30 protein-coding genes are annotated in these 22582 nt (G+C 49.6%); all 30 read left to right on the top strand.

The annotated features are described in order from the left end of the window. Positions 1-18 precede the first annotated feature (18 nt). The 30 genes from GQS64_RS10170 (at position 19) to GQS64_RS10025 (ending at position 22549) form a co-directional block, all read left to right on the top strand. The gene (locus GQS64_RS10170; RefSeq protein ID WP_198231499.1) at positions 19-789 is read left to right on the top strand and encodes an AAA family ATPase; all 771 of its coding nucleotides are present in this window, start codon (positions 19-21) and stop codon (positions 787-789) included. Continuing rightward, entirely contained in the window at positions 786-1358 is a 573-nt protein-coding gene (locus GQS64_RS10165) for a hypothetical protein (RefSeq protein WP_198231498.1), read from the top strand. Before GQS64_RS10170 ends, GQS64_RS10165 begins: the two co-directional genes overlap by 4 nt. Then, positions 1355-1705, top strand: coding sequence for a hypothetical protein (locus GQS64_RS10160; protein ID WP_198222398.1), 351 nt, complete (start codon positions 1355-1357; stop codon positions 1703-1705). Before GQS64_RS10165 ends, GQS64_RS10160 begins: the two co-directional genes overlap by 4 nt. After that, positions 1702-1941, top strand: coding sequence for a hypothetical protein (locus GQS64_RS10155; protein ID WP_198222400.1), 240 nt, complete (start codon positions 1702-1704; stop codon positions 1939-1941). The genes GQS64_RS10160 and GQS64_RS10155 overlap by 4 nt, the downstream gene beginning before the upstream one ends. Before the next feature lie 20 nt (positions 1942-1961). After that, a complete protein-coding gene (locus GQS64_RS10150; protein ID WP_198231497.1) occupies positions 1962-2480 on the top strand; it encodes a host-nuclease inhibitor Gam family protein in 519 nt (172 codons plus the stop codon). 269 nt (positions 2481-2749) lie between these two features. After that, positions 2750-3352 (top strand): regulatory protein GemA, encoded by a 603-nt coding sequence (locus GQS64_RS10145; protein ID WP_198231496.1) that lies wholly within the window; start codon positions 2750-2752, stop codon positions 3350-3352. Further along, a complete protein-coding gene (locus GQS64_RS10140; RefSeq protein WP_198222406.1) occupies positions 3352-3660 on the top strand; it encodes a hypothetical protein in 309 nt (102 codons plus the stop codon). Before GQS64_RS10145 ends, GQS64_RS10140 begins: the two co-directional genes overlap by 1 nt. A gap of 71 nt (positions 3661-3731) precedes the next feature. Further along, entirely contained in the window at positions 3732-4106 is a 375-nt protein-coding gene (locus tag GQS64_RS10135) for a hypothetical protein (RefSeq protein WP_198231495.1), read from the top strand. 69 nt (positions 4107-4175) lie between these two features. Beyond that, entirely contained in the window at positions 4176-5354 is a 1179-nt protein-coding gene (locus GQS64_RS10130; RefSeq protein WP_198231494.1) for a DUF7681 family protein, read from the top strand. 1 nt (position 5355) lies between these two features. After that, a complete protein-coding gene (locus tag GQS64_RS10125; protein ID WP_198231493.1) occupies positions 5356-5829 on the top strand; it encodes a hypothetical protein in 474 nt (157 codons plus the stop codon). A 1-nt stretch (position 5830) separates the two neighbouring features. Next, complete coding sequence (locus GQS64_RS10120; RefSeq protein WP_198222414.1) at positions 5831-6166, top strand: DUF2730 family protein; 336 nt, start codon at positions 5831-5833, stop codon at positions 6164-6166. Then, positions 6163-6474: a hypothetical protein gene (locus GQS64_RS10115; RefSeq protein WP_198231492.1), complete on the top strand. Its 312-nt coding sequence runs from the start codon at positions 6163-6165 to the stop codon at positions 6472-6474. The genes GQS64_RS10120 and GQS64_RS10115 overlap by 4 nt, the downstream gene beginning before the upstream one ends. A gap of 3 nt (positions 6475-6477) precedes the next feature. Next, positions 6478-6984, top strand: coding sequence for a DUF1804 family protein (locus tag GQS64_RS10110; RefSeq protein WP_198231491.1), 507 nt, complete (start codon positions 6478-6480; stop codon positions 6982-6984). Beyond that, positions 6971-8635 (top strand): phage terminase large subunit, encoded by a 1665-nt coding sequence (gene terL / locus GQS64_RS10105; RefSeq protein ID WP_198222420.1) that lies wholly within the window; start codon positions 6971-6973, stop codon positions 8633-8635. Before GQS64_RS10110 ends, terL begins: the two co-directional genes overlap by 14 nt. Next, positions 8632-10209 carry a DUF935 domain-containing protein gene (locus GQS64_RS10100; RefSeq protein ID WP_198231490.1) on the top strand — a complete coding sequence of 526 codons (1578 nt, stop codon included), beginning with the start codon at positions 8632-8634 and terminating at the stop codon, positions 10207-10209. Before terL ends, GQS64_RS10100 begins: the two co-directional genes overlap by 4 nt. After that, on the top strand, positions 10206-11477 hold the full coding sequence (locus tag GQS64_RS10095; RefSeq protein ID WP_198231489.1) for a PBECR2 nuclease fold domain-containing protein: 1272 nt from the start codon (positions 10206-10208) through the stop codon (positions 11475-11477). Before GQS64_RS10100 ends, GQS64_RS10095 begins: the two co-directional genes overlap by 4 nt. 89 nt (positions 11478-11566) lie before the next feature. Then, positions 11567-12082, top strand: coding sequence for a phage virion morphogenesis protein (locus tag GQS64_RS10090; RefSeq protein WP_198231488.1), 516 nt, complete (start codon positions 11567-11569; stop codon positions 12080-12082). Positions 12083-12341: 259 nt separating this feature from the next. Then, positions 12342-13526, top strand: coding sequence for a hypothetical protein (locus tag GQS64_RS10085; protein WP_198231487.1), 1185 nt, complete (start codon positions 12342-12344; stop codon positions 13524-13526). A 13-nt stretch (positions 13527-13539) separates the two neighbouring features. Then, positions 13540-13872 carry a DUF2190 family protein gene (locus GQS64_RS10080; RefSeq protein WP_198231486.1) on the top strand — a complete coding sequence of 111 codons (333 nt, stop codon included), beginning with the start codon at positions 13540-13542 and terminating at the stop codon, positions 13870-13872. A 31-nt stretch (positions 13873-13903) separates the two neighbouring features. Then, positions 13904-14851 carry a major capsid protein gene (locus GQS64_RS10075; protein ID WP_198222432.1) on the top strand — a complete coding sequence of 316 codons (948 nt, stop codon included), beginning with the start codon at positions 13904-13906 and terminating at the stop codon, positions 14849-14851. A gap of 2 nt (positions 14852-14853) precedes the next feature. Further along, positions 14854-15255, top strand: coding sequence for a hypothetical protein (locus GQS64_RS10070; RefSeq protein WP_198231485.1), 402 nt, complete (start codon positions 14854-14856; stop codon positions 15253-15255). Positions 15256-15260: 5 nt separating this feature from the next. Then, positions 15261-15722, top strand: coding sequence for a DUF1320 domain-containing protein (locus GQS64_RS10065; protein ID WP_198224011.1), 462 nt, complete (start codon positions 15261-15263; stop codon positions 15720-15722). Beyond that, positions 15719-16282 (top strand): Gp37 family protein, encoded by a 564-nt coding sequence (locus GQS64_RS10060; RefSeq protein ID WP_198224012.1) that lies wholly within the window; start codon positions 15719-15721, stop codon positions 16280-16282. The genes GQS64_RS10065 and GQS64_RS10060 overlap by 4 nt, the downstream gene beginning before the upstream one ends. Next, positions 16283-16495 carry a hypothetical protein gene (locus tag GQS64_RS10055; protein ID WP_198231484.1) on the top strand — a complete coding sequence of 71 codons (213 nt, stop codon included), beginning with the start codon at positions 16283-16285 and terminating at the stop codon, positions 16493-16495. Then, on the top strand, positions 16495-17775 hold the full coding sequence (locus tag GQS64_RS10050; protein WP_198231483.1) for a phage tail sheath subtilisin-like domain-containing protein: 1281 nt from the start codon (positions 16495-16497) through the stop codon (positions 17773-17775). Before GQS64_RS10055 ends, GQS64_RS10050 begins: the two co-directional genes overlap by 1 nt. Positions 17776-17841: 66 nt before the next feature. Continuing rightward, entirely contained in the window at positions 17842-18357 is a 516-nt protein-coding gene (locus tag GQS64_RS10045) for a phage major tail tube protein (RefSeq protein ID WP_198231482.1), read from the top strand. Between the two features lie 142 nt (positions 18358-18499). After that, complete coding sequence (locus GQS64_RS10040) at positions 18500-18838, top strand: hypothetical protein (protein ID WP_198224015.1); 339 nt, start codon at positions 18500-18502, stop codon at positions 18836-18838. 290 nt (positions 18839-19128) lie between these two features. Then, positions 19129-21813, top strand: coding sequence for a hypothetical protein (locus GQS64_RS10035; protein WP_198231481.1), 2685 nt, complete (start codon positions 19129-19131; stop codon positions 21811-21813). 2 nt (positions 21814-21815) lie between these two features. Continuing rightward, the gene (locus GQS64_RS10030; protein WP_198231480.1) at positions 21816-22298 is read left to right on the top strand and encodes a phage tail protein; all 483 of its coding nucleotides are present in this window, start codon (positions 21816-21818) and stop codon (positions 22296-22298) included. Then, entirely contained in the window at positions 22295-22549 is a 255-nt protein-coding gene (locus tag GQS64_RS10025; protein WP_198231479.1) for a tail protein X, read from the top strand. Before GQS64_RS10030 ends, GQS64_RS10025 begins: the two co-directional genes overlap by 4 nt. Positions 22550-22582 lie beyond the last annotated feature (33 nt).

The following is a 22582-nucleotide window of genomic DNA, read 5'->3' as shown; positions in this document are numbered from 1 at the left end:
GAGACAGAAAGACTATAAATGAAAAACGAATTTGTCGAAACCGAAAATATACAGCGTTTTTACAGTGCCTTGTCGGCATTGGAACGGCGCGGCGCACAAGAGGCTTGCTTGATGGCGGTCGATGGCTTGCCGGGACTTGGGAAAACGACAGCCCTGCATCGCTGGGCAATCCAGAATGATGCAATCTATGTGCGCGCCAAAAAGGAATGGACGCCCGGCTGGTTTTTGAATGATCTTTTGGGTGAAATGAATGTGACACCAATGCACTCTTATGCAAAGCGTTTTAGCCAAGCAATGGAAGCCATGTTGCAACGCCAGTCATTCATGGCACAACAACGGCAGACTTTTGCAGTTGTTATTGATGAAGCTGACCACATATCGCGCAATTCCCGCATTATGGAAAGCATCCGTGATTTTAGCGATCTTGGTGACATTGTTTTCATTCTGGTGGGGATGGGCAAGTTGCGTGACAATCTGACGGCGTTGCCACAGGTTGCAAGCCGCATCGCGCAATATGTCAGTTTTGATGTGTCAAGCCCGCGTGACGTGCGTTTATTCATGGATACCATTTGCGAAGTGCCAGTGGCAGACAATCTTGTCAATTTTGTCCATCAAGTCACGCGTGGTTTTAACCGTGAGGTCAAGGAAGCGATTGCCAATATTGAACGCGCCGGGAAACGCGGTGAATTTAGCAAGGATAATCCGATGACGCTGTCTGATATGGCTGGTAAGTTGCTGGTTAATGACCGCCGCACCGGCAAGCCAATTTTTGTGCCGGAGATTGTATGATGGCAGGTCAAGGAACAACACAAATCGCCATACTGGGCGCGATCGGAAAGGGCTTTAAAACCCTTGATGAATTGGACACACACTTGCCGATTGTCCGATCGGAAATCAGCAAGGCCGCCAGCAAATTGATTGAAAAATTATTGATTGAACGCCTCGAGCGCGGCCGGTTTCAGCTAACGGGCGAGGGGCGTGACTTTTTGAATGAGGGGCGCAGCATCACAAGTGGGCCGAATAAGCCTCGTCATATGTTGGCAAAGCAGCCGTCAAATACATTGCGCCAAAGAGCATGGAATGCCATGCGCTTTCAAGGTCGCTTTACAGTGCCAAGCATTAGTATGGTTGCAAAGACCGCCAAGGACAAAGCTCCGGAACACAATCTGCAAACCTATTTTCGATTGCTGCTTAACGCTTGTTATCTTGTAGAGCTCGGCTCTCGAGAGAAAGGTACGGCCGAAACGTCCAACGGCTTCAAAGTTTATCGGCTGATAAAGAATACAGGGCCGTTTGCGCCAATCTGGTCGAAAGGCAAGATGATTGACCGCAATAAGCAAACGGAGGGGGAACAATGACTTATTCGCAGCTTGATGCCCATGCTACTGCACTTTTGGAAACAGCGATTGATCGCTTGGGGTCAATCAAGGCCGTTGCGGATAAGATCGGTTATAAACGGTCCAGTCTTTCGTTGGCACGAGCCGGTAAATATCCCGGCGATACACACAAGTTGCGCATTGCCATTATGGAAAACCTGACCGGCCTTGTTGCCTGTCCATACCTTCAAAAAGAACTGACCGCAGCTGATTGCAACCAATACCGCAACCGGCCGATACCAACGAGCAGCCGCGCCGAGGTAAAACATTGGCAAGCCTGCCAGATTTGCGAATTCAACCCTGCCAAAAATGAGAGGAAAGCATCATGAAACATTTAAACACAGATTACAGAGTGCCAGACGGATTGATGAAATTGCATGACGAGTTTCTTGAACTTGCCCGCCATGGCGGCGTGTTTCTGACGTCCAGCGATTGCAGACGTATAGCAATCCAGTTGATCTATGAAATGGCAATGAACCCAAATGAAAAGGTTGTACCGCTTCCTTTCCCACTTAACCAAGCAACACCTGCCAATGCCAATGCGTTCGGCAATGAAGCCGCTTAAAGCTTAAAGGAGTTTGAACGATGGCAAAGAAAACAAAAAACGCGGCTTTGATCGCCGTGCCGCAAAGTCGTGATGACGTGGTCGCTAAAATCGCGAGAATTGGGGATCTGCACAGTCAACGGGATGTAATTAAAGCGCAGCATGACGAGCGCGTGCGGGAAATCGGCAAATCCTTTGACGAACTAGCGGCGCCCCTGAATGAAGAGCTCGCAAGTTTGACCGCTGGCGTGCAGGCATATTGCGAAGCGCACCGGAATGAGCTCACCAATAATGGGAAAGTAAAATTTGCGAGCTTTTCAACCGGCACAGTATCGTGGCGCACGCGGCCGCCAAGTGTGAGCCTACGCCGTGTGGAGGCAATCATTGAGGGTTGTAAACTTGCTGGTTTGGAAAAGTTTATTCGCGTCAAGGAAGAAGTCAACAAGGATGCCATGCTAGCCGAGCCGGACAAGGCGATGACCGTGCCCGGCGTTACAATCAAATCGGGTGGCGAAGATTTTATAATTGAACCACTCGAACTGAAAAAAGGAGCAGTGTGAATGGCACATTATTATGCATATTGTTTTCGAGACGGCGTTGTCGGATTTAGCCAAATGCTGTCAACGGTTCCCGAGGGTGCTTTAATTTTTGCAGAAGGTGAAGGACGGACCTTTAAGAACACTGTAGAAACGAGGTGTCGATTGGCTTATAACGGCCGCACTTATCTTTGCCCTGGTCTGCCGGAGGGTGACTTAAGCGGCTTTAGGATTTGGCATCGGTGGGCGTTCCCCGGCCAATCGCGCTTCCTTGATAATTTTCCGAGAGCGGCATGATGAGCGCGAACGCACAACAAATTAGAGCGATCCATGCCGAGGCCCGTAGAATCGGCATGGATGAGGATATGCGCCGGTCGTTTATGTTGCGAGAGGTCGGCCAACAATCCAGCAAAAACATGACTGAGGCAGAAGCACAAAAGGTTATTCTTGCAATGAAGCGTTTACCGGGCAATCGTACGGCAAAGCGGCCACGCAGTGCGTCTGTCAGCGGAAAATATGGTAAAAAACTGCAAGCTATGTGGCTGTCGGCCTATCACCTTGGCGTAATCAAGAATCCCGACGATCGTGCATTGATTAAATTTGCCAAGCGTCAGACGGGCGTAGATCATACACAATTTCTAACGCATGGCAGTGATGCAGCTAAGGTCATAGATGCGATCAAGACAATGATGGTGCGTGCCGGTCTTGATCTTAATCCATCCAGCTATCCAGCACGAGACGGCATGACCGAACTTTCTTTCTTGCAAGTACGTATTATTGCCGCGCAACGGCGCAAGCTCGGACTTGATGCGCACTTTACAACCAATGGTGATCTGAATGCTGAAATTGCGCGGCTGGGCGTGTTGGTGCGCGAGAAACAAAAGGCGGCGGCGTGATGGCAAGGAAAAAGAAAAATACGCGCCCAAGTGTTAGCGATGATGATCATGATTGGATTATCCGAAAACATGCGATGTTGCTTGATAAAATTCACAAGGATCTCGTGGCAGACGGTTTTTCTTTTGCTGCAAAGAAAACACGGTTTTGGGTGAGAAAAGATAACGGCATTTCTTGCAGATTTTTTTATGTAAAAAAAGATGAGACATTGATTGAAGAAAAATCCGTTTTGACTCGTCTTACAATAAAGCAACAAACCCTATTCGTTGATTATGTTGGTATTAATACTAGCTTTACGGTGAAGATATGATTGACCGCAGCCTTGACATACCGCTGGATTGTCTTGCGCCCTCTGTCGAGGAAGTGGCATCAATTTGCGATATGGAAACGGCTTTGCGGCTGGTTGAATACTTTGGCGGCTGCCGGTTTTGGGTGCCACAAAAATGGCGTGAAGATCATGATCTGAATGTCATAGGCGAAGCCAACGCCAAGCTTTTGATTGCGCGGCTGGGCGGGGATGAACTCAGTATACCAATTCGTCCTTTTACAAGTTGGGGCTTGCATAAGCTTGTAAATAAGTTGATAAAGACAGGCAAGTCGCAGCGAGAAATTGCGCAGGCTTTGAATATAACAATGCGTGCGGTGCGATGTATTAAAACGCAACCCATGCTGAACAACGCGCGGTTGGGTCAAAAGATTGTAACAAAAGACCCACGACAAATTGACCTTGAAGATTATCTAAAAAAATCGGCCTGACACGGGCATGTTGCCCGTGCTCATAAGAACTAGCTTTTGGCATGATCGACCAAACGAAAGGTCGCAACCATGCTATACAAAGCTGATATTCTAGCAATTTGCCCAAATGCCAAAGCCCACATTGTCGATGCAATGGTCGCAGGCGGTTATAAAGGACTTTGGGAACGCTTTGGCATTACAAGCCCGATTGCTCAAGCAAAATTTATGGGGCAGATTAAAGTTGAGAGTGCTGGTTTAACGCGGCTGTTGGAAAATCTGAACTATACCGCGAAAAGACTATGCCAGGTGTGGCCAAAACGTTTTAAAACACTGGAAGACGCACAGCCCTATGCCAACAATCCGCAAGCGCTTGCGAATAAAGTATATGGCGGGCGTATGGGCAACACCAAGGAAGGCGATGGCTGGCGTTATCGCGGTCGCGGGCTGAAACAGCTAACAGGTCATGACAATTATGAAGCTGAAGGCAAGGCCTTAGGGGTTGACCTGATCGGCAACCCTGACGAAGTTGCAAAGCCCGATATGGCGTTTTTGACCGCGCTCTCATATTTTCAGCGCCATATTGGAAAGTCTGCTGAGACGGCCAGTGTTGAAACAGTGACGATTGCAGTCAATGGCGGTACCAATGGCCTAGAAGAGCGCGAGATTGCCACTGAACGTGCTTTTGAAATTCTTGCCCCCGGTCGTATGAAAATAAGATTGTTGGAACATGGTTCTAAAGGGCTGGATGTGGCGCTTTTACAAGCGCAACTTGTAGAACTTGGCGAAAATATCAATGTTGATGGTGTATTCGGAGACGCGACTGAAAAAGCAGTGAACCGTTTTAAAGCACTGTACGGCCTTCCGAATGATGGCGTTTATGATAGCGCGATGCGCAATGAGGTGCAGATTGCTTTGCAGACTGAACGTCTCAAGGCTGACCCGACTATCGGCCAGGAAAATAAACCGGGAACTGAACAATCCGAACAAGTACAGCCTTTGCCAGACCTACCGATTGATGCTGTCATGACCTTGGCTGCTAATATTGTTACCGCCCAAAATGGCAATGTGATGGGAATGAATAGTATTTCATTGTCAAGCGACGATTTTGCCAAGATTGCAAAGATCAAGCGCACGGCAACCGTTCTGTGGGGGCAAATCAAAGACCTTGGGGAAAGCCGCGAAACAGCGGTCGCGTTAACAAATCTCGAGACAGCAATCATGTGGGCAACAAAATCAGTTGCCCGTCAAGCCGAAAAACATGGAGCTTAATATGCGTTTTTTCATTTTCCTTTTGGTTTTGCTGTTTCCAGCCGCAGCTTTTGCCGCTGACACGACTCTATCGCTGGCACCAATAACCAATACATTGATTGACTATGCCGCTGTTGCGGTAGCAGGCATCATTGGTTGGGCTGTCACTCGTATCACCAATGGTTTGCGGAATTTTGTCGGTATAAAAATCGACGACGCACAACGGGCAGTTGTGATGGGGGCGGTTGAACGCGGGGTAAATTATGCGTTTGACAATTTACGCGAACATATTCGTGTAAAAGGTGCAACAACCATTGATGTGCGGTCATTGCTTATAAAAACTGGCCTTTCTTATGTTCAAGCCCGCGTACCGGATGCCCTAGCCCACTTCAAACTAAGGCCGGTCGATGTTGCCGATATGCTGGCGGCCAAGCTTCAAGAAAAGGGAATGCCTGATGACATTGCCGCTCTTATAAATAACAGTGCAAGGCAGTGAGATGGAACCCTCGGAAATTCAGGTATGGTTTGCCATTGGTGTCGCGGCATTAAGCCTCGGCACGACAATATATAATTTATTGACCTCTGGAAGCCGCAAAAATGAAAAAGAAATCCAGCTTTTACAAACGCAAGAAAACGAACTGGTAAAGCGGGTCGACTATCTGGAAAATGCCTTAGCAAATTTGCCTGATCGTGATGCCGTCCACCGGATAGAAATTGCACTTGAAAAGATGGGTAGCCAGATAGGTGTTCTGGACGAACGCCTAAAACCAATCTCTTCGACCACCAACCGATTGAATGAACTATTGCTGGATCAAGCGAGGAAAAACCTATGAGTCTTGATAAATCGCGTTTCGCACAAATCGTCAATGAGGATGCCCGCCTTAACATTCTTGAAGCCTTGAATATGCAGCCTAGCGGCCAATTGAATGAAACCTTGCTTGATGAAGCCTTGCAACGTTGCGGTCATAACCGGTCGCGCGAATGGGTACGCCAGCAATTGAAGTGGCTTGCCGAGATGGGCGCGGTTACTCTGGATGAACCGGGAAACGTTCTTGTTGCCACACTGACCCGCGCTGGTTTCGATCATATAGAGCGAAAAGCTTTTCTCGACGGGGTCAAAATTCCGCGTCCGGAGTTTTGAACCATGGCGCATGATGATGCCACCAAACGTGAAGCCCGCAATCTCTTTGTTCATAAGCGTTTGGCTTTGACCAATATTGCCGCGCTGACCGGCGTTTCTTTGCCAACCATAAACAGATGGAAGCGCGAAGCTAAAGAGGACGGCGATGATTGGGACAAGGTGCGTGCCAACGCATTGGTTACGGGTGATGGCTATGCCGTTTTGATTGCTGCTAGTTTGGAAGAATTTGCGCTTCAATTCCAAAGCACGATGGAAGCATTGAAAGATGATCGTGATCTATCAGCAAGTGAGCGCGTCAAACTGATGGCGACGCTATCAGACGCTTTCAACAAAACGGTTGCAGCCGCCAGCCGCAGCGCGCCGAAACTGTCAGAGCTGGGCGTTGCCTATGATGTTCTAAAGCGTTTGGCAGAATTTGTTTCTCGGAAAAATCCGGAACAAGCCGACGTCATTCTTGAAATATTGGGGCCGTTTGGTGACTATTTGGCCGAGGTCTATGATGGCCGATAATCTTTTGCCCAATAGCACGCGTAAATTCAGCGCCAAAGGTTTCAAGGATGAACTTGAAAAACTGGCCGAGGCAATGCGCGCGCGCATTGAGGTGGAAGTGGCGGGTTTTGATCCGGATGAACAGGCCAAGGCGCAGCGCATAAAAAAAGCACTCGATCTCGAAACAGGTTTTAAATTTTTTGCCGAAACTTACTTTCCTCATTATCTGACGAAAGCCCCAAGCCTTTTGCATAATGAAATTTTCAAGCTGGTACCGCAAGTTGCACAGCAAACAAAGGGAGCAAAAGAGCTGTTAATCGCCCCGCGTGGCTCGGCAAAGTCGACACTGATCTCGATGGCAGCGCCGATCTGGTTAGCATTGGTTGGGCTGACCGGTTATACGATTATTGCGATGGATGCTTATGCGCAGGCCGCGCTTGCGCTGGAAGCAATAAAGGCGGAATTGGAAGAAAATCCGCGCCTTGCCTATGACTTTCCCGATCTGGTTGGCAAGGGCCGATTGTGGCGAGAAGGCGAGATCACTTTACGTAATGGCGTGCGTATAGAATCTGTTGGCGCGGGCATGAAATTACGTGGTCGCCGCCATGGCGCAAAACGACCGGATTTTGTGGTGCTGGATGACATTGAAAACGACGAGAATGTGCGCTCACCGGAGCAACGCGACAAACTCGAACAATGGATTTTAAAGGCTGTCTCGAAATTGGGTCAAGCTGACGGATCTATGAAGCTGTTTTACATAGGTACTGTGTTGCATCACGATGCCGTCATTATCCGCATGTCAAAAAAACCCGGTTGGCATGTGACGCGGTTTAAAGCATTGATGCAGTTTCCGGATGATTTGGCGCTTTGGGATAGGTGGGAAGAAGTCTTTCGCAATGAAGACCAAGCCGCCGCGCATCGTTTTTATTTGCAGCACAAGGCCGCAATGGACGAAGGTGCGGTTTTAAATTGGCCTGCTATGCAGTCACTTGAGCAGTTAATGATGCAACGCGCTGAAAGCCGGATTGCCTTTGCGAGTGAACAACAAGGCGAGCCGGTGAGCGAAGACGCGCCCTTCAAAGATTTAACCTATTGGGCACATTTGCCGGAGGGGCTTCTCTATTTTGGTGCAGTTGACCCAAGCCTGGGAAAAGCGGGTAAAAGTCGTGACCCATCGGCTATTTTGATTGGTGCGTTAGACCGTTCTGGGCGTGCGCCGAAGCTTTACGTTGTCGAAGCCTCAATCAAAAAGCGTTTGCCAAGCCTTATTATTGCCGATGTCATACGTTTTCAAAAACAATATAAATGCCAGCTTTGGTTTTTCGAGGCCGTGCAGTTTCAGGAATTTTTTCGAACGGTAGCGATGGAACAGGGCCTTGCAGAAGGCGTCTATATTTCCGCAATTGCCATCAATCACACAAGCGACAAGAAAATGCGTATTGAAAGTCTGGAGCCTGCCATAACAAACGGTTCCATTCTATTCCATTCCAGCCAAACGACATTGATTGAGCAATTGACGCATTGGCCAGCCGCCGATCATGATGACGGACCGGATGCTTTGGAGATGCTTTTTAAAGAGGCAATAGGCCGTGGTGCCGTTACTAATCTTGATGACATTCATGTTGCGGCGACGGGCCATTATAACGATCTGACGAAAGGGTGGCGCCTATGACAAAGCGCAAGAATAAAAGACAGACCACAACAGCCAGTCAGCAAATAACATTAAGCAAGGAAACCATGCGGCTTATTGCAACAGTTTCCAATGATATAACTGTGCCGAACTATACAACTGTTTTGCGCCCGCAAGATGAAACATTGATCGCAAAAGGTGGCGGCAAAGGTATTCGGCTTTATGAGGAAGTTGAACGCGACGGACACGCCAAGTCGGTTCTGGAAAAGCGGATTGCAAAAGTTATATCACGTGAGTGGGTGGTAATGCCTGCCGAAGATGATGATCCGCAGGCACAAGAGGCGGCTGAGCTGGTCGAATATGCTTTGAAGCGATTTTCTTTTGACCGTGCTTGCAAGGATGCCTTAAGCGGAACGTTGTTCGGTTATAGCGTCGGCGAGATTGTCTGGCATGTTCGCTCCGGTTTAATTTTGCCGGAGACAATCAAGAAACAAAGGCAGGCGCGTTTTGCTTTTGATCGTGATTGGAAATTGCGGCTTTTGACACCCGAAGCTCCGTTTGAGGGGATAGAGCTTCCTGAACGCAAATTCATTGTCTATCGCCATGATGATGACGGTTCCGATCCCTATGGCCGTGGCCTTGGTCGCATATTGTTCTGGAATGTCCTTTTTAAAAGAGAAGGCGTAGCGCTTTGGGCACATTTTCTTGAAAAATTTGCCGCCCCAACACCTATTGGGAAATATCCATACGGCACACCTCCGGACGAGGTAAACCGATTAACCACATTGTTGGCCGATATGGTGCAGGCCGGTGTCATTGTTGTTCCAATCGGTACCGAAGTTGACTTTATGGAGGTCAATAAAAGCGATACGACGTCTTATGAAAAATGGTGCCGGTTCTGGAATGAGGAAACAAGCGTCACAGTTCTGGGAGAAACCTTATCAACCGCCCTTGATGGTGTGGGTAGCCGCGCCGCTGTCGAGGGGCATATGGAAGTGTCTGACGGTGTGGCAGACAGTGACGCCGATGCACTTTGCGAGACTTTGAACGCTACAATTGTTAAATGGATTATTGACTATAATTTGCCGGGGGCGCCATACCCCACTGTTTGGCGTCCGCGTACCAAAAACGAGACGGCAATCGAAGAATTGAAAAAGAAGCGCGCTGAACGTCAAAAGGCCGAGATGGATAATTTGCAAGCAGCTAAACAAGCGGGCTTTGTTCCGGCTGTCGGCATAGCAAAAACCTATAGCGAGATTTTCGATAGGGAAATGATTGCAACTCCTATTGCTTCAAATAATGAGGGGCAAACGGACACAAGCTTCGCCGCACCCGATAACTCAGATCACCCCCATGACGATCATGGCTTGACGGCATTGGTTGATCAACTGGAAGAAGCCGCACAACCGATTTTTACCGGCTGGATTGATCTTATAAAAAAGGAATTGAAAAAGTCGGTTGACGCCGGCGAAGATCTTGCGGCGTTTGCGCAACGGCTTTTAACGCTTTACCCTGAATTTGCCTTAACGCCTTTTGCCGACGTTCTGGGGCAAGCCATGCTTGCCGCCGATGCAAAAGGCCGGGCGGATTTGTTAGAAGAAAGCGCAGACGAATGAGTTTTCTAACGCCCTTCAAAGAAGCCATTGACTATTTCCGCCAAAAGGTCAGGCAGCCGACAAAACATTGGCGTGATCTCGAAGGCCGTGCGCATGACCGTGCATTTGTTATAGCCGGTGCTACAAAAGATGCATTTTTGAACGACATGAAGGACGCACTTATTGATGCATTAAAAAACGGAAAAAGGTTGGAAGAATTTGCCAATCAATTTGAAGCCATTGTAGCCAAACACGGCTGGACCGGCTGGACTGGCGAAAAAACACCGAAAGGCCGTGCATGGCGCGCCCGTGTGATTTTTGAAACAAATATTCGCACTGCATATGCTGCCGGCCGTTGGAAACAAATGACTGATCCGAAAATGGTAAAGGTGCGGCCTTTTTGGCAATATAAGCATGGCTTTTTAAGATCTCCAAAGATGCCACGCCAAGACCATGTTGCGCTCGACGGGATAGTGCTTGACTGGAACAATCCGATTTGGCGGGTCATTTACCCGCCAAACGGCTGGGGGTGTTCGTGCGGTGTGCAGCCGCTATCACGCCGTCAGCTTGAACGCTTGGGCAAGACAGTGCCAGATGAAACGCCGGTGTTGACGTATCGAAAAGTAAAAGATCCAAAAACAGGTGAAACGCTTGAAGTACCGAATGGCATCAGTTTCGGATGGGATCATGCCCCCGGTGCGGATTGGTCTTCAGGGCTCGTACCGCCGGAATTGCAAGACGAACTCAATCCATTGCGCAGTGCATCGGATCCCCTGCAACGCCGCCCGCTCCGTGATATTGCACAGCCGTCAAATGTTGGCTCGCTGCCAGATGGAAAGCCAGCGGAATATTATGTTGATGCGATCCTTGCACTTGTTGGCGCAAAACGTGGAGAGAATGGCGCTGTTCTGATACGTGACAAAGCTGGATATGCCATTCCTGTCGGCGAAGCGATGTTTAAGACAGCGACAGGTAAATGGAAGTCATTAAAAAGAGGCCGCGCGCAGAACCTCTTGAAGGCTTTTCAAGCGTTAATAGATCCGGATGAAATTTGGGTTGACTTTGAGAATATGAAGACAACGGGCAGGCAAGTTTTGCGCCGCCGTTATTTGCGTTTTGAGGAAAAGACACCGGCAGTCGGTGTTTTTGAATGGGGCCAGGACGGGTGGTCGGGCACTACGCTTTTTCCCATCGATGACGTCTCATCAGGCAAGCGTGAAAAATACATAGAAAATCAACGACACGGCCAGTTACTTTACCGGCGGCCAACAAAAAAGGGCAATTCGTAACAATTGCCCTTAAGGTCTGGCCTTGGTGGCCGGTTACGCAGCATGGCCTTTCCACCTTTTAAGATAATATAAAATGGACGGAAAATCAAATGGCAGTCGAGATCAAGCTGGTTTTAACCGACGGCGAACAGCAACGTGTCGATCGTGTCCTTGATCACTTGTTGGAAAAAGCCAAGGATGTGAGTGGCGCCTTGGCAAATGTCGGTGAGGCATTACTGGAAACCACATTCGAGCGTTTCCAGACACAGACAGACCCGCAAGGCAATAAATGGCAGCCGTTAAGTGAACTCACAAAAAAATTGCGCGGTTCGGCCGGGCCAATATTGAACCGCACGGGGCGCTTGAAAGGTTCTATTGTCTATCAGGTCAATGGCGATGTTTTACAATTGGGACCGAACACGGTTGATGCGGCGGTTCACCAATTCGGTGCAACCATTGTTCCTAAAGATAAAAAGGCCTTGCGCATTCCGGCTGGTAACAAAGCAATCTTTGCAAAAAGTGCGAAGATTCCAGCCCGCCCTTATATCGGCTTTGGTGTAAAAGACGAACAAGCGGCCATGGATGCAATTGAGGATTGGTTTGATGTGGAAAGCGACCCTGAGTAAGAAACTTTAAATTTGCCCGCCAATGCGTTTTTTAATCCCATAGCGCACAATCTCACGGGTTGCACTGTTAAAGCGCGTGTATGCGCGTTAGATAGGCGTTAGATTCGATTGTAAAAATAAATCTTTGGCACGGTTGACGTTAAACGTCTTATAATGGCATAAATCCGATACCCCCCCCATCTAAAAATTTTCGAAAAAAATGCACAACACGGGCAAGGTTCCCGTGCCGGTCGATATGTGCTGTCGCTAATCTGGCGGCATGAAAAAAGATGCGCCCACAATTGATATAGAGGTTTTCCGGCCCGGTACTTTTCGTCCGTTAGGTGGAAATGCTCCTCTCTTTTTTACAAAAGAGACTTTGCGCGACATAGCGCGAATCTATGATGCCGATTTTGCAGATGCGCCGATTGTTGTCGGGCATCCCCGTACCGATGATCCGGCCAAGGGCTGGGTGAAATCGCTAGAATTTAACGAGCAAACCAATCGTCTTGTTGCCAAGGTCGGTGATCTTGATGCCGCCTTTGCCGATGACGTGAAATCAAAGCGCTACAAAAAAATATCCGTGCGCCTCTTTACGCCGGAGCATCCCGCAAACCCAAAACCCGGACATTACTATTTACGGCACGTGGGATTTTTGGGTGCAGCATCCCCGGCGGTTACAGGCTTGAAGTCTGTTAGCTTTGCCGGGGATGACGATCAACAATCAATCACTTTGGAAACGATGGATTTTGCAGATATGCCACAAGAAACCCAAACTTTACGCGCCCGCATTATGGCGTGGCTTGCCGATAAATTCGGCGCTGATGAAGCTAAGTCGCTCATGAGCGACGAAGAAGCCGACAAGCTTTTTGGCGAAGAGGTCGACAGCAATGTGAAAACAGGTAAGCCAGCCGCCACGATTGCGCCGGAAGAAAAACCGGATGCCACAGAAAAGACAGATGAAGCATCGAACGGTGTCGATGGTGGAGACGCGAAGAAGAAAAAAAGGCCTGATGCCGCTTTTGCTGTTCTCGAGAAAGAAAAAGAACTGGCAAAGCGGGAGGCAACCATTCGTGAGCGCGAGCGCGCAATAGCGCATGATGCCAACGTCAGTTTTGCCGATAATCTTATCAAGGAAGGCAAGTGGTTGCCGGTGTCGCGCCAGGCACTTGTCGGCATTCTTGATGCAATTGATATTGATGCCGCCTCTATCAGCTTCTCGGATGGAAGCGATCCGGCCAAGTCCTTGCGCGAAGCACTCATGAAACAGCCGCCCGTCGTTCCGTTAGGTGACTCTGTTACTAAAGATGGCGGGCTAGATAAAAGCGTCAGTTTTGCCGCGCCGGATGGCTATAGCGTTGATCCTGATCGCCTCGCCCTTCATGCAAAGGCAATGGCGCGGATGCGTGCCAACCCCAATCTCACCTACATTGAAGCCGCCGCAGCCATTGAGCGCGGTGAATAAAGGAGACACCAACATGCTGAAATCCACTGTCGCCGTTTTGACTTATACCATTGCCGCCGCCGCCGACATACAAGAAGGGCAGCTTGTCAACTTTGCCGATGCAGCGGCCAAAAGCACAGACGAAGTGCAAGGCGTGGCAATGCATGATGCGAAGAAGGGCGAAGCCTTGCGCATTACTGCTTCCGGTTTGGTTGATCTGGTTGCCGGTGCCACCATTGCCAAGGGGCAAAAGCTTGCCGCCAATGACACGGCAAAACCCGTCGCCATTGCCGCCGGTGCCGCCAGTTTTGGCATAGCGCTGAATGACGCCGCTGTTGGCGGCCGAGTAAGCGTTCTTATCCGTTAATTCATGAAATCCAATTTGAAAGGTCTTTTTTATGGGACAGATGACAAGCCGACAGGCACAGGCAATTGATCCGATTTTGAGCAATCATGCGCGGGGCTATACCAATGACGAGTTTATCGGCACGCAGCTTTTGCCCTATGTCGATATTGCCAACCGCTCCATGAAGGTAATCCGTTTTGGAAAGGATGCGTTTCGCCGTTACATTGACACGCGTCGCGCCCCCGGTTCACAAACACGCCGTATTCAATTCGGCTATGAAAGTGATCCGGTTTCTTTGCGCCAGGAATCGCTTGAGGCACAGGTGCCGTACGAGTTGCAGGAAGATGCAGGAAAGGTTCCGGGCATTGATCTTGCCAAAACGTCGATTGAAAGTGTGCAGGATATTATTGGACTTGGTCGCGAAGTCGAAATAGCCAACATGGTGCGTGATCCGGCCAATTACAAACCAAACAACCAGACAGCTTTTACCGGATCCGATAAATGGAGTGACCCAGCCTCAAAGCCCAAGGATGACATTAAGGAAGCCAAGGAGGCCGTGCGCCGTATGATTGGCCGCTATCCGAATATGCTGGTCTTGGGTCCGTCGGCTTTTAATGCTTTGGACGGCCATCCCGCTATCGCAGAAAAATTCAAATATACCTCGTCCGACAGCATTACCGCTGAAATGCTTGCAAAGTATTTCAATGTTGAAAAGGTTTTAATCGGTAAGGCTGTGGCACTGGATGAAAATGCAAGTGATGATGATGCAGCCAATGATGTTTGGGGCAACGATGCGGTGTTGGCCTATGTGCCAAAAGGTACCAATTACATGGTGCCGTCATTCGGTTACACATACCGCCTACAGGGCTATCCTATCGTGGAGCAGCCTTATGAGGAACGCCAGACAAAAAGCTGGATTTATCCGACCACGGAAGAATACCGCCCCTATATAACCGGCGCGGAAGGCGGCTTTTTGTTCAAAGACGTTGCGGAGGGTTAATCGTGTCAAGGCAATCAAAAAAGAATACCGCTAAAGCCGCAGGTGTTAAGGGTGAAATCTCAACGGACACAACCGAAGGAACTGGTGCGCCTGCCACCGTTCTTTCACCCGATGAGACGGGCCGCGCGTCCGGCCCGTCTGCAATCGCTGACACTGGCACAACACAGAAACCGGACGAACCGCAACAGCCCGACCGGCAAGGCGGTGGCACGAATGAAGGGGCAAACAAGGATGTCGGCCAAGTCGATCTACCCGGCAAAGCGGTTGGCACCGTTAAATATACGATTTTGATTCCGCTCAAATATGAGGGAAAGCGCCGCGTTGTCGGTGATGTTATTGCCCTTAATCTCGAAGAGGATGAAATCGAAATGCTTTTAAACCTTGGCTTTATCAAGGAGGCTTAAACGACATGGTTGCTCGCACGAAATATCTGGCCGCAGAGGAATTTGTCACCCGTTTGGGTGCAACCGAAGCAGACGGCCTATTGGGACAAGGCGGACGCGATAATCGCACGCTTGATCTTGATCGTGCGGCAACCGTTTTGCTGGCCGCCGACAATCTGATTGATGGCTATGTCAGCGCCCGGTATAAAACAGGCTTTGCCAAAATACCTGATCTTCTGAAAGACATTGCTTTTGATATTGCCCGCTACAAGTTGCGGGGCCAAGGCGGGCAGTCAAGTAATATGTCCGAGGTTGTGCGCCAACGTTACGAGGATGCGATTGCACAGCTTAAAGATATAAGCAATGGCCGCATGACATTGGATTCAAATGGTGATGGCTCACAGCCGGAGCCGGACACCCATGCACAGACGGTCAAGGGCTATATGCCTGAAAGCCGTATCAATAAAGCTTTGGAGGGGTGGTCATGACAGATTTGCCCCCAGAAAAGTGTGGAACGGTTTCCGGAAAAGACGAAAACAAAAAACCGGACATGCTGACGCGTATCGAGGATGCCATCATTAAAACCTTGAAAGCGCAGTTGCCACAAGAATTGAACCGCGTTGAATCCTTTGACGAGAACGTCGAGAATTATGATTTTCCTCAGGGCGATGGCGGCGCAGTGTTTACGCTTTATGCCGGTTCCACTTATGAAGCGGGCGATGACAAGCCGACAACGGCCTATGCAACACGCCGTACCTTGCGCTGGCAGCTTTTTATTCTTGTACGTTCATTAAACGGCAAGAACGGTGGTCTTATTAGCGCGCATGAAGCGGTTGAGGCGGTACGAAAAACTTTGCAAGGCCAAAGCGTTGCCGGTGCCACACCGTTTCAAATTATATCGGACAAGCTGGATGCCCGTATTGAAGGCGGCTGGCGCTGGGTGATGGAATTTTCCCACCATATCCCGTCGATTGCAGAAATTCGGCGCGACACCGGACACAATCCTTATCCGATCGACCAAGGTAACAAACCAATAGGAGAGTTTTAAATGGCTCGTTTCATTTACAAAGGGCCGTTTCAGGCCCGTACGATCAAGGACGGTAGCAAGACCGTTTTTGACGGCAACCTTGTGCACGGCAAAGCCGTCAATCTGCCGGAAAACCATGACGAGATCAAGGCAATGATTGCCGGTGGTTTGCTTGAAGCTATCGCTGCACCCGCCCACACACCAACCGAACCTAAAAAGAAGGAAACAAAATAATGCCTGAGAATTTTCATCACGGCCCCGAGGTTATTGAGCGCCGGGAAGGCGCGGGCATTGTGCGTGAGGCCAAGTCGGCGGTCACTATGATTGTCGGTACCGCACCTATTCAAGAAATCTATGATGATGCTGACAAGCGCAAGGCTGCTATCAACAAGCGCATTGTCATTAGAAAACCGGAAGATGCCGCCGCATTGTTGGGGCCGCAGATTGGCGGTGGCTATTCTATCCCCGAAGCAATCAAGGCCATATTCAACAAGGCACAAGATGGCCAAGGCGGCGGCACAATCATTGCCGTCAATGTCTTTGATCCGGACAAGCATAAAGACGAGAACGGAAAGCCTGACCCAACCATGGTAACGGCGGCCGAGATCACCGGCACAATTGATGCGGCGGGTAATGCGTCCGGTTTTCAACTGGCTTATGGTGCCTATAATGAGTTGGGCTATTTCCCGAAAATCCTGATCGCACCGCGCTATTCAACCCATGCCGGCGTGCGCACCGAAATGGACGTCATTTCCAACAAGCTTCATGCGGTCAATATTTCCGATCTGCCCGCAGGCATGACGATTGAGCAGGCTATAGCCAGCCGTGGCAAAGGCGGCGAATACAATACCGCGTCCGATCGGGCTATCTTGATGTACCCACAGGTCAAATCCTATGACCCGGTTTTTGATGATGTGGTCAATCAACCTTTCAGCCAGCATATGGCGGGTGTGATTGTCGCCACAGATCTGGCGCAAGGCTATCACTATTCACCATCCAATAAAGCGATGACCGATGTTGTCGGTATTGAGCGTGATATTTCGTACCACCCGGGCGATTATCAATCGGATACAAATGCCTTGAACGGCGTTGGCATTGTGACGGCGATGAATATGTTTGCCAACGGGTTTAGGACTTGGGGCAACCGTTCGGCCGCTTTCCCGTCCGATTTGTCGCAACGCAATTTTATACAGACACGCCGCACCATGGACATGGTGCATGAGTCCGTTCTTTATTACATGCAACAACGTGTAGATGGCATTGCAACACCTGCCAATCTGGAGTGGGTGGAAGCTGATGTGAATGCCTTTTTGCGTAAAAAGGAAGGTGACGGGGCGCTCTATTCGGGCAGCCGGTTCTTTTTTGATCGTGTCAAAACGACAAGCCGCGACGTCGCAGACGGTCATTTCTATTATCATCTTGATATTCAGCCCGTCTCTGTCATGGAGCGCCTGACGGTCGATAGCTATCTCGACCTTTCTATCGTGCGCAATGTCCTTGGCTTGGCCGCGTAAGCTTTGAGCCCTGAAAAGTGGGAACCGGTTTTCGGATAAGGCGAAAACCAAAAAGGAGTTGATCTTATGAATCCTATTCAAATAGGCCAAATCACCGATGCCGATGTTTATCTCGAAGGCAACCGTTTTGTCGGCCGTGTCGAGACGTTTAAAGTTGGCAAGGTTGCAGCCAAAAATGTCGATCATGAAAACCTCGGAATGATCGGCGCGGCGAGTTTGCCGAGCCGTGCGTTAGAAGCGTTGAACGCAACGGTCAATTTTAAATATCTTGACCCCGATGTTGACCGCGTAATCTTGAGCCCGGTTAAGGCTTTCTCATGGCAGTTGCATGGCTATGTCGATATTTTCGGCCCCGATGGGCTCGACGAAGACAAGAGCCATAAGTTGATCACTACTGTCAAAACGCTTTGCCGCGATACCGGTGATCTTGAATATAAACTTGGTGAGCCGACCCAACGTGAAGTGGAAATGACCATTCTGTCATTGGTTGCCAAGCGGTCCAATTTTTCAGAACCCGACATCGAATACGATCTGTTTAACGGAATATATCGCATTGCAGGCAAGGATGTCTGGCCGAAGTGATTAAAAAGGAATTAAAGCGCCACCCCCTCCCTGCAGGGCGCTTTAATGGGTGGGGCAGTCCTACGCTGTCTCGATCTGCCCCACCCGCATATTGAACAACCAAAAGAGACAGCAACCCAATGAATAACCAAAGGAGACAGCCGTGAGCGAAACAACCGAAACCACAAAGTCCGAAAAAGTCAAAAAATCCGGTGTTAATCTAACCCCGAATTTTCCGACCCGCGAACTCGTTTTGAAGCGCAGCGGGGTAACGGTGACCATACCGAAAGATTGGACGACGCGCGATACACAGGAAGCCCAGCGCTATGGCGCAGGTGATCCGGCAAAGATCAATATGGCACTTGTTCAACGCGTTTGCCGTTTTGACGGTAAAGCATGGACAATGGGTGATATTCAAGACCGGATCACAGGCCGTGACTATATGGCTTTGCTTGCCGAACTTTATAGCGATGATGACGAGGACGACGAGGGAAACGCATAATCCCCAACCCACTAGATATTGAATGGATGGTGACGCGGGGTTGGGAATTTCTGACATTGATGGATATGCCACCGCGTGAATTAAAATATTGGCTTGATACGGCGGTTCAATCGGCTAAGCAAGAAAAAGCCGCAATGGCGAAGGCAAGCAAAGGGTAAGAGGAGAGGACATAATCATATGAAGTTTTCCTTTACCATTAAAGCCATCCGGTACGCTGATAAGCATCTTTTGGATGCTTATCAGAACAGTTTGCCGGTCAATAAAAAATCAATAGCCAAGGAAACATTGCCATGAAATTTTCTTTGACAATTGAAGCTGTTGATAAGGCGTCCAAAGCCATTGCGGGCGTGGCAAAAGCCACCAAAAGCGCCAATGATGCAAGCATTAAAGGTGCAGACAAGGCGGCAAAAGCAACAGAGAAGGTCGCCAAAGCGCAAAGCCAAAATGCACAGGCGGCCGCCAAGGCCGCGCAAGCCACCAAACAGGCAGCACAGGCAAGCAAGGCCAACACCGACAACTCGATCAAACAGACGGCCGCCTTGGAAAAAGAAGCCCAAGCTTGGGCGAATTTACAACGCAAGCGCATTGACTGGTCGTCAAAAAAGGTTGCAAACGGCATTGAAAATATAGCCAACGGCGGCTTAGGTGTCATGAAATATGGCGTCAAGCTTGCCGGTGGTGCTTTGGCCTTGGGCGGTATTGGTTTTGGGCTAGGGCTGGCCGGTTCAAAAAAAGCCCGTGAATACCAACAATTACAAATACAGATGCAAGGTGTCACCGCCTCGGCCGAAGAAGCCGCCAAGGCGATGGAATGGGTTGAAAAGGCCAATATACCAGGACAAGGCGTTGACGCTCTGACACAAGCTTTCATTCAGGTAAAATCGTCCGGTATTGACCCGACCAAGGGCGCGTTGCAAGGCCTTGCCGATATGGCAACAGGTGCCAATAAGGGTATGGAACAGGCAGCCAAAGCCTATACGGATGCTTTGCGCGGTGAATTGGGAGGCCTGAAAGAGTTTGGCATAGAGGCCAAGAAAAACGGCAAATATATTGAATATATGTATGCCGGCAAAGATGGCCGCATGAAGCGTTATAAGGCTGCTGCTGGCAGCCGTGGCGATAATGCCGCCGCGTTGCAAAGGGTCATGGGAGCACGCTTTGGCGGTTCAAGCAATGCCTTTGGAAAAACTTGGGACGGCATGGTTTGGAAGCTTTACAACACGTGGGATAAAGTCCAGCTCAAAATAATGAATGCCGGTGTGTTCGATTTTTTGACAGGCAAGCTTGATGCTGTTGTCGGGCTGATTGATAAATGGGCGGCCGATGGCTCATTGGACAAATGGTGCAAACAGATTTCGGACGGACTGACACAAGCCATGACAATCGGCTGGGCAGTGGCTGAAACATTATGGACGGCAGGCGAAAAAATCTTTCATGTTCTTGACGGCATTTCCGGCTATGTCGGTGGCTGGGAAAATCTGGCAATGATATTGATTGCTTTGCCGGTTGCCCCGTCCCTTTTCAAAATAGCAACAGGCTTTTTTCAGGTGGCACAGGGTCTTGGCGGTCTGTTGCGTTTTGGCGGTTCAGCCATTGGCATGTTTGCAAAAATTAACGGCTTTACAAAAATTGGTGCCGCGTTGCGCTTGTTGGTTGCACCGATCGGGCTTGTGACCAAGGGCTTTATCAGTATGGGCATTGCTTTCATGACCACGCCGATCGGTTGGGTTGTGGCAGGCATTGCAGCCATTGCTGGCGGTGCCTATCTTGTTTATCGCAATTGGGACAAGATCGGGCCGTGGTTCAAAAATTTATGGGCTAAGACCAAGCAAATTTTTTCCAATTTTTGGGCTTGGGTTAAAGGTCTGTTCAAATGGGACAACGTACTGACGGTTTTATCGTGGGGTAAATATCTGTCGCCGCTAATTTGGGCTAAATATATTTTTTCTTGGGCGTGGGATAACGTCCTTAGCAAAATAAGTTGGGCTGATTGGCTGAACCCGCTTGAATGGGGCAATTTTATTTCTGAAATTGATTGGGCCGGTATTATAGATAGCCCGTTGGTTCAGATGCTTTGCGATAAAGTTACGGGTTATTTCCAAACGGCCATTGATAGCATTAGTAATATATTCAAAAAGCTACAGGGAGCATGGTCTTGGGTTAAAGGTCTGTTCTCGGGCGGTGAAGATGCAGCGGCTGTCAATATTGTGGCACAAGACCCCGCCGCCATTGCCGCTGCCACAGCGGAGGTAGACAAGCTGACGGCCAAGCTGGAAGCACTTTCCGACATTGAATTTTCCGGCGTCAATAGCGGATTAGCTGGTCTTCAAAGCAAAACAGCCGAAACGATCGCCAAAGCTGGCGGCATTGCACAAGCTTTTGCTAGCGCGATCAATACGGCGCGCAGTATTTTGTCGGCCACAAGTTTTGAAAGCCACGGCGTTGCTCTGATGCGTACTTTTGCGCAAGGTATTCGCAACGGTGCGGGTGCCGCCATTGCCGCAACCAGTGATGTGGTCGAGCAGATTCGCGATTATCTGCCGCACAGCCCTGCCAAACGCGGCCCGCTGTCTGATCTTGATAAAGTCCGTTTTTCTGAAACCTTAGCCACCGCGATGCGCCCGGCACCGGCGGTCAAAGCCGCCGAGCGGGTGGCGGCTGGTGTGCGCAGCGTATTATCTGAGGCTGTAACATTACCGCAAAAGTCCGCAATTTTTACGGGGACAGCTCCGACCGCTCTTGTTTCAGCGCGTGTAAGCAAACCGATAAGCGAAGGTTTGCCTGCCGGTCATAACAATGGCGGCAATGGTGGCGGTTCTGTTGTGCTGAACTTTTCGCCACAAATCAGCATTCAAGGCGATGCCGACCGTGGAATGCTTGATAAGCTCATGAGGGAAACATTAGCACAGCTTGAAGGCAAACTGCCAAAGCTGATGGATAAGGTTGCAGCCGCCAAAGCGCGTAAGGAGTATTAACGATGTTGCTATCTTACCTTGGTTCAATTGCTTTGGGCACCTTCGCCGCAAATGATTATATGACTGGCCCTACAGCCGACAAGGAGCGTTTCCGCAACACGTGGGCGCGGCATGATGTCATCCGCGGCAAGCCGGTTTTGCAGGAAATTGGCCGTGAACTGGACGAGCGCACATTCGATTTTTTCTTTGACGAAACCTTTTGCACGCCGACCGTTCAATGGGCGCGGCTTTGGACAGCTTTTCAGATGAAAACGCCAATGCCATTTCTGACACAAACAGGGTTCGCCGGTATGCGTTACGTGGTTGAAAGCCTCGACAAGGACAATTTGAAGACGACGAAACGCGGCGGAACGGTAGTGCGGATGGATTGCACCATGACATTGATTGAAGCCCCGCTTATCAACCCGCTAGACGCGCTTATCGGGCAAATACGCAACGGTGCTGGCTTGGGCGGTGCTGATAGCAAGCCGGGAGCAAAAAAATGAATAAAGTTGTGCAACCATATATCGAGCATTTTACCAAAGACGGCGACCGTTGGGACGCTTTGGCCTTCACCTATTATGAAAATGTCAGTCTGCAAAATGTACTGATTGCCGCAAACAGGGACTTGTTCCCCGCTTTTTCCGTGCCGGCTGTATTGCCTGCCGGCCTTTTGTTGAAAATCCCGTTGCTGGAAAAAAAGGCCACAGTGTCCGATAATCTTTTGCCATTTTGGAAACGTGGGATGTCAATATGAGCCTCAAAAACTGGAAACCGGTTTTTGGCCAAG

Source organism: Bartonella sp. P0282, assembly GCF_048452985.1.
In the GTDB taxonomy this organism is placed as follows: Bacteria; Pseudomonadota; Alphaproteobacteria; order Rhizobiales; family Rhizobiaceae; genus Bartonella; species Bartonella choladocola.
This window is presented reverse-complemented; position numbering and strand designations above follow the sequence as displayed.